This window comes from Plantactinospora sp. A48, from assembly GCF_055793945.1.
In genome coordinates this window covers 14,597-29,191 of the sequence record NZ_JBTIXF010000006.1, presented here as the reverse complement: position 1 = coordinate 29,191, position 14,595 = coordinate 14,597, and the positions used below count along the sequence as shown (strand labels likewise).

General features: G+C 73.0%; 13 protein-coding genes. 5 read left to right on the top strand and 8 right to left on the bottom strand.

Annotated elements, in window-relative coordinates; genetic code table 11:
• Positions 1-50 precede the first annotated feature (50 nt).
• Genes ACXN5W_RS05190 through rimP form a run of 3 tightly spaced genes read right to left on the bottom strand, consistent with a single transcriptional unit; the run spans position 51 to position 2,236 of the window.
• A complete protein-coding gene (locus ACXN5W_RS05190; protein ID WP_473156989.1) occupies positions 51-383 on the bottom strand; it encodes a YlxR family protein in 333 nt (110 codons plus the stop codon).
• Between the two features lie 15 nt (positions 384-398).
• Positions 399-1,454, bottom strand: a complete 1,056-nt coding sequence (gene nusA / locus ACXN5W_RS05185) for a transcription termination factor NusA (protein ID WP_473156988.1) — start codon at positions 1,452-1,454, stop codon at positions 399-401.
• The gene (rimP, locus tag ACXN5W_RS05180) at positions 1,451-2,236 is read right to left on the bottom strand and encodes a ribosome maturation factor RimP (RefSeq protein ID WP_473156987.1); all 786 of its coding nucleotides are present in this window, start codon (positions 2,234-2,236) and stop codon (positions 1,451-1,453) included. Before rimP ends, nusA begins: the two co-directional genes overlap by 4 nt.
• A 241-nt stretch (positions 2,237-2,477) precedes the next feature.
• Between rimP and ACXN5W_RS05175 the strand changes: the two genes are divergently transcribed.
• From ACXN5W_RS05175 to ACXN5W_RS05160, 4 genes are all read left to right on the top strand, one after another.
• Complete coding sequence (locus ACXN5W_RS05175; protein WP_473156986.1) at positions 2,478-2,951, top strand: hypothetical protein; 474 nt, start codon at positions 2,478-2,480, stop codon at positions 2,949-2,951.
• Between the two features lie 139 nt (positions 2,952-3,090).
• On the top strand, positions 3,091-3,522 hold the full coding sequence (locus ACXN5W_RS05170) for a ferritin-like domain-containing protein (RefSeq protein ID WP_473156985.1): 432 nt from the start codon (positions 3,091-3,093) through the stop codon (positions 3,520-3,522).
• Between the two features lie 79 nt (positions 3,523-3,601).
• Positions 3,602-4,075, top strand: a complete 474-nt coding sequence (locus tag ACXN5W_RS05165; RefSeq protein WP_473156984.1) for a nitroreductase/quinone reductase family protein — start codon at positions 3,602-3,604, stop codon at positions 4,073-4,075.
• A gap of 197 nt (positions 4,076-4,272) precedes the next feature.
• On the top strand, positions 4,273-5,838 hold the full coding sequence (locus ACXN5W_RS05160) for an ArnT family glycosyltransferase (protein WP_473156983.1): 1,566 nt from the start codon (positions 4,273-4,275) through the stop codon (positions 5,836-5,838).
• 178 nt (positions 5,839-6,016) lie between these two features.
• On the opposite strand, the gene ACXN5W_RS05155 is transcribed toward ACXN5W_RS05160, so the two are convergent.
• Both ACXN5W_RS05155 and map read right to left on the bottom strand, forming a co-directional pair.
• On the bottom strand, positions 6,017-6,733 hold the full coding sequence (locus ACXN5W_RS05155; protein ID WP_473156982.1) for a VIT1/CCC1 transporter family protein: 717 nt from the start codon (positions 6,731-6,733) through the stop codon (positions 6,017-6,019).
• Positions 6,730-7,587 (bottom strand): type I methionyl aminopeptidase, encoded by an 858-nt coding sequence (map, locus tag ACXN5W_RS05150; protein WP_473156981.1) that lies wholly within the window; start codon positions 7,585-7,587, stop codon positions 6,730-6,732. Before map ends, ACXN5W_RS05155 begins: the two co-directional genes overlap by 4 nt.
• Before the next feature lie 192 nt (positions 7,588-7,779).
• Here map and ACXN5W_RS05145 point away from each other — a divergent pair, with 192 nt between their 5' ends.
• On the top strand, positions 7,780-8,094 hold the full coding sequence (locus ACXN5W_RS05145) for an STAS domain-containing protein (RefSeq protein ID WP_473156980.1): 315 nt from the start codon (positions 7,780-7,782) through the stop codon (positions 8,092-8,094).
• 67 nt (positions 8,095-8,161) lie between these two features.
• Here ACXN5W_RS05145 and ACXN5W_RS05140 read toward each other — a convergent pair whose 3' ends face one another.
• From ACXN5W_RS05140 to ACXN5W_RS05130, 3 genes are all read right to left on the bottom strand, one after another.
• The gene (locus tag ACXN5W_RS05140; protein WP_473156979.1) at positions 8,162-12,082 is read right to left on the bottom strand and encodes a SpoIIE family protein phosphatase; all 3,921 of its coding nucleotides are present in this window, start codon (positions 12,080-12,082) and stop codon (positions 8,162-8,164) included.
• A gap of 815 nt (positions 12,083-12,897) precedes the next feature.
• Entirely contained in the window at positions 12,898-13,713 is an 816-nt protein-coding gene (locus tag ACXN5W_RS05135) for a gamma-glutamyl-gamma-aminobutyrate hydrolase family protein (protein ID WP_473156978.1), read from the bottom strand.
• Positions 13,714-13,827: 114 nt separating this feature from the next.
• On the bottom strand, positions 13,828-14,595 hold the full coding sequence (locus tag ACXN5W_RS05130) for a 3-oxoacyl-ACP reductase (protein ID WP_473156977.1): 768 nt from the start codon (positions 14,593-14,595) through the stop codon (positions 13,828-13,830).

The window sequence follows — 14,595 nt, the reverse complement described above, 5'->3', positions numbered from 1 at the left end:
CCTCACTCGTGCACTTGAAGCCTGGTCATTTCTGGGACTTCATCGTGTGCTCATGTCGGTCTGCCTACCTTGCTAGCGACCCGCGCCCGATCGGGATGATCGAACGTCGGGTTTGACGCCTGGATGTACCCGGCCAGCCCATCGGTGTCAGAAACTCCACCGACTCGCAACGCCCGGCCGAAAGCCCGGCGCCGCAGGGCGAGCGCGAGACAGGCCGGATCCGGATGCAGATGCGCTCCCCGACCCGGCAACCTGCGATCCGGATCGGGTCGGAGAGTGTGACCATCCTTGTCACCGACCGCGACGAACCGCAGCAACTCGTGGATCGGCGCTCGCTGACGGCAGCCCACACAGGTGCGCACCGGCCGCGAACGTCGTACCACTGAGAAAGTTTACCCCTACCCGGCCGAGATCGCTCCGCCTGGTTCCGGTACGTGCTCAGCGTTGCTCCGCGCACCGGCCGGAGCGGGCCCGGAGCCGGTGTCCGTATCGGAGCGGATGTCGATCCGCCAACCGGTCAACCGGGCCGCCAACCGGGCATTCTGCCCTTCCCGCCCGATCGCCAGCGAAAGCTGGAAATCCGGCACAGTGACCCGGGCCGTCCGGTTCGCCGCGTCGACCACCTCGACCCGGAGCGCCTTGGCGGGCGAGAGCGCGTTGCCCACGAACGCGGCCGGATCATCCGACCAGTCGATGATATCGATCTTCTCGCCGTGCAGCTCGCTCATCACCGCGCGGACCCGCTGGCCCATCGGCCCGATGCAGGCACCCTTGGCGTTCACCCCGGCCACCGTGGAGCGTACCGCGATCTTGGTGCGGTGCCCGGCCTCCCGGGCGATCGCGGCGATCTCCACCGTGCCGTCGGCGATCTCCGGCACCTCCAGCGCGAACAGCTTCTTCACCAGGTTGGGGTGCGAACGGGACAGCGTGATCTGCGGCCCCCGGAAGCTCTTCGCCACATGGACCACGACGCACCGCAGCCGCTGCCCGTGCTCGTACCGCTCCCCCGGGACCTTCTCGGCCTGCGGCAGTACGGCCTCCAGCTTGCCCAGGTCGACGCTGACGATGCCCTTCTCGCTCCGCGCCTCGTGCGCCTGGACGATCCCGGTGACCAGGTCACCGTCCCGCCCGGCGTACTCGCCGAAGTGGACCTCGTCGGTGGCCTCCCGCAGCCGTTGCAGGATCACCTGCTTGGCTGTCATGGCCGCGATCCGGCCGAAGTCGTGGGGCGTGTCGTCCCACTCCCGGACCATCGTGCCGTCGGCGTCGAACTCCTGGGCGTACACGGAGGCCGCGCCCGTCTTGCGGTCGATCTCCACCCGGGCGTGCGTCTCCGCACCCTCGGTGTGCCGGTACGCGGTCAGCAGCGCCGTCTCGATCGCCGCGAGGATCGTGTCGAACGGGATCTCCCGCTCGCGCTCCAGTGCGCGCAGCGCCGCGAGGTCGATGTTCACCTCTCCTCGTCCTCCACATCATCGTCGTCATCGTCGATCTCGTCGGACTCGCCGAAACCGTCGGGCTCGTCAAGGTCGTCCCCGACCTCGTCGAAGTCGTCCCCGGACTCGTCAAGGTCGTCCCCGGCCTCGTCGGTCTCGTCGTCGATCCGGGTGAACTCCACCTGGACCCGGCCGGGCCCGAGTTCCGGGTACTCCCACCGCGCCGGCTCGCCCGCCACGTCGAAGGTCACCCGCTCGTCGTCGGCCGCCACCACCCGGCCCGTGATCTGCCGGTCACCGCCGGTCGGCCCGCCGGCCCGCTGCGCCGGCAGACCACCGGAACCGCGTACGGTCACCCGGACCAGTCGGCCGACGTTGCGGCGCCAGTGCCGGGGCAGCGTCAGCGGGCGGTCCACACCGGGCGAGCTGACCTCCAACTGGTACTCGCCGACCAGCAGGTCCCCGCCGGTCTCCTCCGCCCGGTCCAGCGCCTTGGAGACTCCCCGGGACACCTCCGCCACCGCGTCGAGGCTCACCCCGCCGTCGCCGTCGACGATCACCCGCACGACGTGCCGGCGGCCGGCCCGGGAGACCGACAGGTCCTCCAGGTCGTACCCGGCCGCGACGATCACCGGTTCGATGACCTCACGTAACCGCTGCCGTTGGGTCGCGAGATCCCCGCGGGGGCGCTCGTCGCCGCGCGGGCGGTCACCGCCACGAGGACGGTCACCCGTCCGGGTCCGCCCACCGGCCCGTGGGCCGGCGGATGACCGGCCGGAGGCACGGCCACGCTGCGTCATCTCCGCACCCCCTCGGTGGTCGCGCTACCCGCTGCGGGCAGCCAAGCCAGTACGCCCCCGGGCGATACGCGCCCGGCGGCTGCGCAGAGCGTAACGCGCTGGCCGGCGGACGGCCGCGTCGGCGCACCGACCGGGCCCTCCGGCCGCGCCCTGCCACCACCCGGGCACCGCGCCCGGTCGAGGGCTGATGGTGTTGACTTGGCGGGTGCGGACCGACACGACAGGGCAGGATGACGGGCCGGTGCGGTGGTCGCGCCGCCGGCTGCTGCGAGGTGCGGCGGCGGCGACCGTGACCGCTGGCCTGGTCCCGGTGACCGGCTGCGGGCTCTTCGACGACCCCGAGCCGAAGCCCACGCCCGACCCGCTCACGCCCCTGATCACCGAGGCGCTCGACCTGGCCGCCCGGCACGAGGCCACCGCGGCGGCCCATCCCGACCTGGCCGACCGGCTCGGTCCGATCGCCGCGGCGCACCGCGCGCACGCCACCGAGTTGGCCCGGGCCGCGGGCACGCCGGTGCCGGGCGCCAGCTCCACCGGCACCACCGGGACGGATCCGGCGGGTGACAGTGCCGCGGCGCTGAGCGCCCTCCGCCAGGCCGAACAGCGGGCGCAGCGTACGGCCGCAGCGGCCTGCCTGACCGTGCCGGCCCGGCAGGCCGCGCTGGTCGGCTCGGTGACGGCCGCCCGGGCCACCCACGTCGAGGTGCTGCGATGAACGGGCCAGGGCGCCGGCTCCGAGCGCGGCGAGGAACCGGCATGAGCGAACGCCATGAGCGGATCAGACGCAGCGAGCGCATCAGCAGGCACAGGGCCGATGAGCCTCATGACGGCTCCGAGCGCGGCGAGGAACCGACATGAGCGACGACGGCACCCGACTGGTGGCGGCGCTGGAGGCCGAGCACGCGGCCATCTTCGCGTACGGGCCGATCGGGGTGCGGCTGTCCGGCGACCGGGCCACAGCCGCCCGGGCGGCCGAGACGGCGCACCGGGATCGGCGGGACCAGTTGGTGCTGCTGCTGTCCACCCGGGGCACGTCGGCACCGGAGCGGGCGGCGGCGTACGCCCTGCCGTTCCCGGTGACCGACGCGACTAGCGCGCTGAGACTCGCCGTACAGGTCGAGGAGCGCACGGCCGCCGTCTGGCGGGCCACCCTGGCCGTCCTCGACGGGGACCAGCGGCGGATCGCGCTCGCCGGGTTGACCGACTGCGCGGTCCGGGCCACCCGATGGCGCCGGCTCGCCGGTGTCGCGCCGGCGACCGTCGCCTTTCCCGGCCGCCCGGCCTGACATTCCGGACCACCCCGTTAAGCGGGGGCCCTTGTTCTACAAAAAGCGATAACAGGGGGCCCTTCCTTACACTGACCTGGTGTCACCGCTACGCAGGCTCGCCCGCCGGTTGGGCCACGAGTCATGGTTCGCCGCCGTCTTCGGGATGGTGGTACCGGCCGACCGGCTGGTCGGGCGGCTCACCCGGGGACGGGTGGTCGCCCTCGGCGTGGTGCCGTCCTTGATGATCACGACCACCGGTCGGCGTTCCGGGCAGCCCCGGGACAACCCGCTGCTGTACGTCAAGGACGGGGACGCATTCGTGGTGGCCGGTTCGAACTGGGGAAAGCCCCACCACCCGGCCTGGGCGCTCAACCTGCTGGCCGAGCCGGCGGCCACCATCACCGTCGGCGGCGCCCGGAGGGCGGTACGGGCCCGTCGGGTCGAGGGTGCGGAGCGAGACCGGCTCTGGGGCCTGCTGGTGACCGAGTGGCCGCCGTACCGGACCTATGCCCGGCGCGCGGCTCACCGGGAGATCGCCGTGTTCCGGCTGGAGTCACCGGGCTCGGCCTGAATCAACCCCGACCGGCAGCGGTCTGCGGAAACCTCACCGGGGAACCCACCCGGCCGACCCGCAACCGGCCGACCGGCCGACCCCGGGAGCCCCCGACCGGGACGGGGCCACCCGGCGAGACGGGGCCGCCGACCGGGACGGGCGGGCCACCCTGACGTGGGAACCGCGGGGTCGACAGTCGCCGATACGCTGAGCGGATGACCGACGAGCTGTCCCGGACCGGGCCCGCCCTCCCGGCCGGTCCGGGCGGGTCGGTCGGGACCGCGCCGCCGGGCGATGATGCCACGGCGCCGATCGCCTGGATCCCGCTGCTGGGGGTGGCGACGATCGGCGCGGGACTGCTGCTGGCCTTCGCCGGGCGGTACGGCTATCACCGCGACGAGCTCTACTACCGGGTCGCCGGCCGCCACCTCGCCTGGGGGTACGACGACCAGCCGCCGCTGCTGCCGGCGCTGGCGCGGTCCACCGACACCCTCACGGGCGGCTCGCTGACCGCACTCCGGCTGCCGTCGGCGCTCGTCGTGGCGGCCACCGTACTGCTGGTCGGCCTGCTCACCCGGGAACTTGGCGGCGACCGCCGGGCGCAGTTCCTGGCGGCCGTCGGCTGGCTGACGGCGCCCGTTGTGATCATCTCTGGTCACCTGCTCAGCACCACCCCGTTCGACATCGCCTGCTGGACCGCCGTGGCGTGGTTGCTGGCCCGCTGGGTTCGCACCCGCGACGACAGCACGTTGCTCGCGCTCGGCCCGGTGGTGGGGGTCGGCCTGCTCGCCAAGACCTTGCCGGTGCTGTTCCTGATCGCCCTCGCCGGGGCGCTTCTGCTGGTCGGACCGCGTTCGTTGCTGCGCCGGCCGGCGCTGTGGATCGGTGCCGCGGTCGCCGCCGCGCTGTGGGCGCCGAACCTGTGGTGGCAGGCCGTACACGGCTGGCCGCAGTTGGAGATGACCTCGGTGATCCGCCAGGACGCCGACTTCGGCGGCCGGTTGGGCCTGCTGCCGAGCCAGCTGCTGATCCTGGGCCCGCCGGCCACCGCCTTCTGGATCGCCGGCCTGTGGCGGTTGCTGCGCGTCCCGGACGCCCGGCCGTACCGCTTTCTCGGTGTGGCGTACCTGATCGTGCTGGCCCTGGTGCTGGCCACCGGCGGCCGCGAGTACTACCCGGCGGGTGCCTATCCGGGGCTGGTCGCCGCCGGGGCCATCGCGACGCTGGGCTGGGTGCGGCGGGCCACCGGCCGGCGGCGCGAGGCTCTGACGGCGGGCGCGCTGGCCGTCAACGGCGCCGCGAGCGTGGCCCTCGGCCTGCCGGTCTATCCGGCCACGATGCTCCCGGGCACCCCCGAGGCCGCGGTGAACTACGACGCCGGTGAGACGGTGGGGTGGCAGGAGCTGACCCGCACGGTGGCGGGGGTCTACAACTCGTTACCGACCGACGACCGGGCCACCGCGGTGATCCTGGCCAGCAACTACGGGGAGGCCGGCGCCATCGACCGGTACGGACCGGCCCTCGGCCTGCCCCGGCCGTACAGCCCGCACCTGGCGTACTGGCGCTGGGGTCCACCCCCGGACACCGCCACCGGCCCGGTGATCGTCATCGGTGGCCGGGTCGAGCAGTTGGCCGGGTACTGCGGTTCGGTGACGCTGGCCGCCCGGAACGACAACGGCTACGGGGTGGACAACGACGAGCAGGGCACGCCGATCTGGCTGTGCCGGGGCATGACCGCAGCCTGGTCGCGGATCTGGCCCCGGCTACGCCACCTGGGCTGATCCGTCACCGGCCGGCGCCCACCGGCACCCCGCCGGGCGGCACCACCACTGCCAGCCCCACCGCCCAGCCCGCCGGAACCGCCCGGCCAGCCAGCACCGCAGGGCCGGTTGGCACCATCGGGCCGGCCGGCACCGCAGGGCCCGTCGGCACCACCCGGCCGGCCGGACCGGGCGGACCCTAGCCGAGGGCGCCGGAGACGCCGATCAGCCTGCCGACCAGGTACGTGACGAGGGTGGCCGCGGCGCCCAGCAGCAACTGCCGACCGCCGCTGAGCCACCACCGCCGGTTGGTGAACCGGGCGACCACGGCACCGGCGACGAACAGGCCGACGCCGCCCACCGTGAGCGCCAGCCAGAGGCTGGTGAAACCCAGCAGGTACGTCAGCAGCGGCACCAGGGCGCCCACCGAGAAACACAGCAGCGACGAGATGGCCGCCGTCCACGGGCTGGGCTGGTCGTCCGGATCGATCCCCAGTTCCTCCCGGACATGGACCCGCAGCGCCTCCTCCGGGTTCTGCTTGATGGCGTGCGCCACCTGTTCGGCGAGTTCGGCCGGCAGGCCGCGGTCGGTCCACGCCTTGGCGAGTTCCCGCGCCTCCGCCTCGGGATGCCGTTCCAGCTCCCGCCGCTCCTTGGCCACCTCGTTGGCCACCTGCTCGTTGGCGGACCGGACGCTCGTGTACTCGCCGAGCCCCATCGAGATGGCGCCGGCGACCAGGCCGGCCACGCCGGTCAGCACCACGCTGCGCGGGGCGACACCGCCGCCGCCCACACCGGCGATCAGCGCGATGTTGGTGACCAGACCGTCCATGGCACCGAAGACGGCTGGCCGAAGCCAGCCGCCCGAGATATCCGCGTGGTGCGCCTCACGGAGCGCTGCCGGGGCCTCCGTCATGGGAGCGTCAGGATCTCGTGGCCGTCGTCGGTCACGACGATCGTGTGCTCGAACTGCGCCGTCCATCTCCGGTCCTTGGTCACCACGGTCCAGCCGTCGTCCCACACGTCGTACTCGTAGGTGCCGAGGCAGATCATCGGCTCGATCGTGAACGTCATCCCGGGCTCCATGATGTCGGTGGGCCGCGGGCTGTCGTAGTGCGGGATGTAGAGCCCGCTGTGGAACGTCTCCCCGATGCCGTGTCCGGTGAAGTCGCGGACCACCCCGTAGCCGAACCGGCGGGCGTACGACTCGATCACCCGGCCGATCACGTTGATCTGCCGTCCGGGCCGCACCGACCGGATGCCCCGCATCATCGCCTCGTGGGTCCGTTCCACCAGCAGGCGGGCCTCCTCGGCGACCTCACCCACGCAGAACGTCGCGTCCGTGTCGCCGTGCACCCCGTCGATGTACGCGGTGACGTCGACGTTGATGATGTCGCCGTCCATCAGCACGGTGGAGTCGGGGATACCGTGGCAGATCACCTCGTTGAGGCTGGTGCAGCAGGACTTCGGGAAGCCCTTGTAGCCCAGCGTCGACGGGTACGCCCCATGGTCGGTGAGGAACTCGTGTACCACCCGGTCGATCTCGTCCGTGGTCACCCCGGGCTTGCAGTGCTCGCCGGCGAGCTGGGTGGCCTGCGCGGCGAGGCGCCCGGCGATCCGCATCTTCTCGATCGTCTCGGCCGTCTGCACGTGCGAGCCGTGCCATTGCCGGGGCTGCTTCTTACCGACGTACTCGGGACGGGCGATGTGAGGCGGCACGGCTCGCCACGGGGAGAGCGTGCCGGGGGTGAGCGGCGCACGGACGGTCATGCCTACCAGCCTATCGCCGCCGGATGATCCACCCGACCAGCCGTCCGGCGCCGCCGATCGGGCGGAGGCGACCCGACTGACCAGCGCGAATCCCGGCCGAGTGCGGCGCGTCACAGATACCGGCGTGAGCTACGCCACCAAAGGGTCGCCGCGTTTGTTGCTCCGGTTCCCCCGCTGTGCCATGGTGTCCACGTGGATCAAGTGGATCCGGAATCCTTCTTCGCCGCCACCGCCGAGGTCGAGGGCGACCATGTACGGGTACTCGTCTCCGGCGAGGTCGACATGGCCACCGCCGACGCGATGGTCCGGGCCGCCACCCAGGACGGTGGCCGGCGGGTGACCCTGGATCTGCGTTCCGTCTCGTTCTTCGACTCGGCCGCCATCCACGCCGTCGTCCGGCTGGCCGAGCGGTTCACCGACGGGCTCACCGTGCTGCCGTCCCGGCAGGTGCGCCGGGTGCTCGAGATCTCCGGCCTCGGTGACCAACCCTGGCTGGTCACCGACTGACCCCACCGGCCGAACCCGCCGACCGGCCTGGCGAGCGCCGGCCGTCGTGCCGGCGCGCTGGCGTCCCTCAGTGCGCCAGGTTTCCCCGGTGGCCCGTCCGGTGCAGCCGCCGGTGCAGGGCGACGGTGGTGCCGTCCGGGCCCCGGCTCACGGTCAACTCGGCGAGCGCCCCGATCAGCGCCAGCCCTCGGCCACGGAAACCGGCCGTCGTCGCCTCCCGCCACTGCCCGCTGTCCCGGATGACCGCCGTCAGGTCACCGTCGGCGACCGTCACGGTGAGCCGGATGAACGGTTCGCGGGGCGTCCGCGGGTGCTCGATCGCGTTGGCGGCGGCCTCCGAGATGGCGACGGCCAGGTCGAACCGGTCGGCCTCGCTGACGTCGTGCGCCACCAGGAAGTCCTCCAGCCGCCGGCGCAGCACTGTCAACTGGGTCGGGTCGGTGGACAACCGCAGCGTCAGGTGGTGCGGTTCGGCCGCCTCGACGGCCAGCAGCGCGACGTCGTCCCGCCGCGACCGGCTGGTGATCTCGTCGACCAGGACGTTCACCAGGTCTTCCACGTGGTCGGCGGGGATGGCGGCCCGGGTACGCAGCCACTCGATTCCGCCGTCGATGTCCGACTCGCGATCCTCGATCAGCCCGTCGGTGTACAACAGAAGCCGACTGCCCTGCCGCAGGTCGGTCTCCCTCGTCGGGTAGTCGGTGCCGGCCAGCGCGCCGATCGGCGGCCCGAGCGCCCGGTCGTGCAGGTGGTCGGCGGCACCGTCCGACGTGATGACAAGCGGCGTCGGGTGACCGGCGCTGGCGTACCGCAGCCGGCCCGTGGCCGGGTCGAGGGCCAGGCACGCCACGGTGGCGAACGAACGGCGGGCGGTCGACCAGACCAGCCGGTTGAGCCGGTTCAGCGCCTGACCCGGGTCGAAGCCCTCCAGCAGGTACGCCCGCAGCGCGTTGCGCAGCTGTCCCATCGCGGCGGCGGCCCGGACCCCCTTGCCCACCACGTCGCCGATCACCAGCGCGAGGCCGCCGTCGGGTACGACGAACACGTCGTACCAGTCGCCGCCCACCTCGACGTCGGTGGTGCCCGGCAGGTACCGGCTGGCCAGCATGACACCCGGCACCCGGGGCAGGGACTCGGGCAGCAGGCTGTGCTGGAGCGTGGTGGCGATCTGGTGCTCGGTCTCGTACAGCCGGGCGTTCTCCAGCCGGACCCCGATGAGCCGGGCGAGCTGGGTGAGGGCCGCGTCATCGGCACCGCCCGGATCATCCTCCGGCCACACCCGCAGCTCGCCCAGGTCGTCGCCGGTGGTGCCGACCAGGGGGACCGTCACCGAGGGCGTTCCCGGCGCGCCACCGTCGCCCGCCTCGAACCGGGCGGTGGGCACACTCGCCACCACCCGACCCGCCCGGACCAGCTCCCGGGCGTGCCGGGCCGCCGCCCTCAGGACGTCATTCGTGGTACGCGCCGTGTTGATCGCGACGGCCGCGTCGGCCAACGCCCGTAGCCGCTGGATGATCTGGCCACGTAGCTGACCGAGTTCGACGTTCGAGCGCACCCGGGCGATCAGTTCCTGGCCGGCGAACGGCTTCACCAGGTAGTCGTCGGCGCCGGCGTCGAGGCCCCGCACCGCGTCCGCCGCCCCCGCCCGGGCGGAGAGCACGACGATCGGTACGTGCCGGGTCTCCGGTGCCGCCCGCAGCCGCCGGACCAGGCCGACCCCGTCCAGCCGGGGCATCATCACGTCGGTCAGCACCAGGTCGAACGGGGTACCCACCGCCAACTCGAACGCGACCAGCCCGTCCGCCGCGGTCTCCACCTGCCAGTACGGGCGCAGCAGCCGGGCCACGTGGTCGCGCAGGTCCGCGTTGTCGTCCACCACGAGCACCCGGCCGGCCGGCCGGCCCGCGACCCCGGCCGCCACCTCCGGTTCGCCGGGGGGCGCCGGGTCGTCCCGCCACCCGTTCTCCTCCAGCAGGAGCCGCACGGCCTCGCCGTCGACCTCCGCGCCCGCCTCCTCGACCCGGTCGGCCGGCAGGTGGTCCCGGCCGAACGGGACGGTGACGACGAACTGGCTGCCCCGATCCAGCACGCTGTGTGCCTCGACCGAACCGCCGTGCAACTCGGCCAGTTCCCGTACCAGGGCCAGGCCGATGCCGGTGCCCTCGTGGGTCCGGGACTGGGCCCCGGTCACCCGGTGGAACCGTTCGAAGATCCGGGGGAGTTCGGACTGCGCGATCCCGACGCCGGTGTCCGCGACCACAAGCCGGGCGACGGCGCCGTCGGCCCGGACCCGCACGGTGATCGCGCCGGTGAAGGTGAACTTCAGGGCGTTGGAGAGCAGGTTGAGAATGATCTTTTCCCACATGTCCCGGTCGACGTACACCGGTTCGGGCAGTGGCGGGCAGTCCACCACGAGCCGCAGCCCGGCCCGGTCGGTGGCCGACCGGAACGTGCTGGCCACCCGGGCGGTGTAGTCGGCCAGATCGGTCCGCTGGTAGTGGGCCTGCAACCGGCCGGTCTCCAGCTGCGAGAAGTCGAGCACCGTGTTGACGAGCTTGAGCAGCCGCAGCGCGTTGCGGTGCATCATCGCCAGGCTCTGCTCGTAACGCGGCGGCAGTTCCGGGTCACCGAGCGCCGTTTCCAGCGGCCCGAGGATCAGCGTGAGCGGGGTGCGGAACTCGTGGCTGACGTTGGCGAAGAAGTTGGTCTTGGCCTGGTCCAGCGCGGCCAGTTCGGCGGCCCGGGCCCGCTCGTGCGCGTAGGCCCGTTGGCTGGCCAACGCCGTCGAGAGCTGGCTCGTCAGCAGGCTGAGGAAGGTGCGGTAGTCGTCGTTGCGGGCGAGTCGGGTGTTCGCCCCCACCACCAGCGCGCCCGCGAGTTCGGTGCCGGCGGTGAGCGGCTCGATGGTCAGCTCGCGATCCACCCCGGCCGGTACGTCGGTCAGGAAGTCCTCGATCGGCGCGGTCCGCCGCGACCCCCCGGCCAACACCGCGCCCAGCGCGGGCGGCGGGCCCGGGGCGGTGTCGCGAACGGCCGCCGGAACGACGCCGGTGCTACCGGCGAGAGCCACCCGGCCGGTCTGCTCGTCCCGCAGATAGAGCAGGGCCAGCGGGAGATCGTCCGGACCGCGACCGAACACCTCGACGGCGGCGCGGGCCAGCTCGGCCGAGCTGGTCCGCCCGGCCAGTTCGCGCCCCAGGTCAGCCAGGGTACGCAGCCGGCGCTCGCCGAGGACCCGTCCGGTGGTCTCGGTGACGATGCAGTAGACCCCGCCCACCGTGCCGTCCGCCAGCCGCACCGGATCGTACGAGATGTCGAAGTACACCTGCTCGACGAAGCCCCGCCGGTCCAGCAGGAACGGGTGGTCGGTCGCGTGGAAGGCCCGGCCGGTCCGGCGTACCCGGTCAAGCAGCGGTCCCAGCACGTCCCACGTCTCCGACCAGTGCTCCCGGGCCGGTTCGCCGAGCGCCCCCGGGTGCATGTCGCCGATGGTCGGCCGGTAGGCGTCGTTGTAGATGGCCCGGTAGTCCTCGCCCCAGAACAGCACGATCTGGGCGCTGGAGACCAGCATCATGCTGACCAGCTCGCGCAGGCTGTCCGGCCAGTCCACGGGCGCTCCGAGCGGGGTGGCCGCCCAGTCCAGCTCGGCGACCCGTCGCCCCAACTCCCCACCGTCGGCCATCGCCGCCGCCAGACCGGGCGGAACCGCCGCCGCCAGACCGAGCGGAACCGCCGCCGGCCCTCCGGACGGCGTGACCGGCGACGACCGTGGTTCTACCGCGCGGTGACCGGCAGCCCGGCCGCCGCTCTGTTCCGGGAGCGATCCGCCCGACATTGCAGCCGGCGACGAGCGTGGCGCCGGGGTCGACCCGCCCGCCGAGGCGGCCGGCGACGATCGTGGCGCCGCTGGCCCGGTCGGCAGCGTCGATTCGGCGTTGCCCAGCCCGGCCGCCGAGTCGTCGCCGCTGGCCCCGAGAGCCGGGCTCATCGAACCTCCTGCCATGGACGGATCACTGACGGCCCAGGTCGGCCCGTCCGTCCAGCTCGCCTCCTACCCTGACGCTCCTGGAAAATAACCCAATCGCCCGACCAACCTGCCGGGGCACCCGGATCACCCGCCCGGACCCGGCTTCCTCGGCCGCGCGGCTGACGGCCGGCCGCTCGGCGAACCGCCGGCCGCTCGGCGAACCGCCGGCCGCTCGGCGAATGGCCGGCCGCTCGGTGAAGGGCGGACCCCCGAAGGCCCGACCCCAGTGATCCTGGATGTTCGCTGGCCCGGCGCCCTGCCTCCAGGGCTCGGCGCTCGGCGCTCGGGGCTCGGGGCTCGGCGCTCGGGGCTCGGGGCTCAGGGCTCGGCGCTCGGGGCTCGGGGCTCGGGGCTCGGCGCTCGGGGCTCGGGGCTCGGGGCTCGGGGCTCGGGGCTCGGGGCTCGGCGCGGCGTCCACACGCCGACACCGGATCGCCGAACCATCATCCGAGGGCGCCCGATCACCGAAAGTGAACGCCAGTCACCCCCGCCCGGGTGCCCTCACCTTCCTTTGCAATGCTTCCCTCCAGGCGACAGGCACACCGGGTAACCAGCAGTCCGATCCGAAGAAACCCGGGCGTCGAGCATTACCGCAGCCCAGCAGCGGTGTTGCCAGGAGGGAAGCATTGCAAAGCGAGGACGAGGCGGTGGACGAGCCCGCTCGGGCGACTACCGAACGTCAGGGGCGTGATGTCCGCCGGTATCATCACTCACGGTGTCGACGGCGAACTCTCACGGCCGTCCCCACCCACCGACGAACCACCCCGGACAGCGCACTATGTGGTCCGCTCGGCAGCCGTGGGCCCCGCAGCCGCGGGGTCGGTGGTCGTGGACTCGCTGACCCGGCCGCCAATGACGGGGCGTCCGGGGGCCGGGGGCGCGGTGGCCGGGGGCGCGACGGCCGCGTGGACCAGCGCGGCGAACGGGCGGACGTCACCGTCGCGCTCCGGATGCCACTGCACCCCGAGCACGAACCGCCGGACCGGGTCCTCCACCGTCTCGATCAGTCCGTCGTCCGCCCAACCGGTCACCCGCAGCTCACCCGGATCGGCGATGCCCTGATGGTGGTAGCTGTTCACCGCGTCGGAGCCGGCCATCACGTCGGCAGCCAGGCTGCCCGGGGCGAACCGTACGCCGTGCCGCCCGTACACCCCCGGCGCCGGCCGGTGCCGGTCGTGGCCGAGCACCTCGGGCAGGTGCTGGTGCAACCGCCCGCCCCGCCCCACCACCAGCAGTTGCATCCCCCGGCAGATGCCGAGCACCGGCAGATCCGCCGCGAGGGCACCGGCCAGCAGGGTGAACTCCCCGTCGTCCCGCCCGGGGTCGCTGTCGACGTACGGTCCGGGCCGCTCGTCGTACCGTTCCGGGCCGATGTCCTCGCCGCCGGCGAAGACCAGGCCGTCGAGCGAGTCCAACACCCCGGCGTCGGCGCCGTCCGGCGGCAGCAGCACCGCCCGGCCGCCCGCTTCGGTGACCATCGCCACATAGGCGTACGGCAGCACCACTGCCGGCAGGTCCGTCCAGACCCGGAAGGACGCCGGGGTCGCGTACGTGGTGACACCGATCAACGGCCGCCGGGAACGTCCGCTCAAAGGTTCCCTCCCGTTCGCGACTGCGGGGCTCGCAAACCCGGCTCACTCCTCACGCTCACAGTGCCCCCCGCGTTCGCGACTGCGGGGCTCGCAAACCCGGCTCACTCCTCACGCTCACAGTGGCGTGACGTAGGCGCCGGTGATGCCGCCGTCCACCACGAACTGCGCGGCGGTCATGAAGGACGAGTCGTCGCTGGCCAGGAAGGCGACCGCCGCGGCGATCTCGGACGGTTCACCGAACCGGCCCATCGGCACGTGGACCAGCCGCCGGGCGGCCCGCTCCGGGTCGGCGGCGAACAGCTCCAGCAGCAGCGGCGTGGCGATCGGCCCGGGACACAGCGCGTTGACCCGGATGCCCTGCCGGGCGAACTGCACGCCCAACTCCCGGGTCATCGCCAGCACCCCGCCCTTGCTCGCGGTGTACGCGATCTGCGAGGTCGCCGCGCCCATCAGCGCGACGAAGGAGGCGGTGTTGATGATCGAGCCCTTGCCCTGGCGGAGCATGTGCGGGATGACGTACTTGCAGCCCAGGTAGACGCTCGTGGTGTTGACCCGGAGCACCCGTTCCCAGGCGGCCAGGTCGGTTTCGAGGATGGAGTCGTCGTCGGGCGGCGAGATGCCGGCGTTGTTGAAGGCCACGTCGATCCGGCCGTGCCGCTCGGCGACGCGATCGAACAGCTCGCGCACCGCCGTCTCGTCGGCGACGTCGCATTCGACGTACTCGCCGCCCACCTCTTCGGCGGCGGCCCGACCCGGGTCCGCCGCGATGTCCACGCAGATCACCCGGGCGCCCTCGGCGGCGAACCGCCGGGCGGTGGCCAGGCCGATCCCGCTGCCCGCGCCGGTGACCACGGCCACCCGGTCGGCAAGACGATCCCGCAC

Excerpts from the sequence above, each read along its gene's own strand:
- ACXN5W_RS05155 (WP_473156982.1), bottom strand. The coding sequence starts at position 6,733 with ATGACGGAGGCCCCGGCAGCGCTCCGTGAGGCGCACCACGCGGATATC.
- rimP (WP_473156987.1), bottom strand. The coding sequence starts at position 2,236 with ATGACGCAGCGTGGCCGTGCCTCCGGCCGGTCATCCGCCGGCCCACGG.
- map (WP_473156981.1), bottom strand. The coding sequence starts at position 7,587 with ATGACCGTCCGTGCGCCGCTCACCCCCGGCACGCTCTCCCCGTGGCGA.
- ACXN5W_RS05170 (WP_473156985.1), top strand. The coding sequence starts at position 3,091 with ATGAGCGACGACGGCACCCGACTGGTGGCGGCGCTGGAGGCCGAGCAC.
- ACXN5W_RS05160 (WP_473156983.1), top strand. The coding sequence starts at position 4,273 with ATGACCGACGAGCTGTCCCGGACCGGGCCCGCCCTCCCGGCCGGTCCG.
- ACXN5W_RS05140 (WP_473156979.1), bottom strand. The coding sequence starts at position 12,082 with ATGAGCCCGGCTCTCGGGGCCAGCGGCGACGACTCGGCGGCCGGGCTG.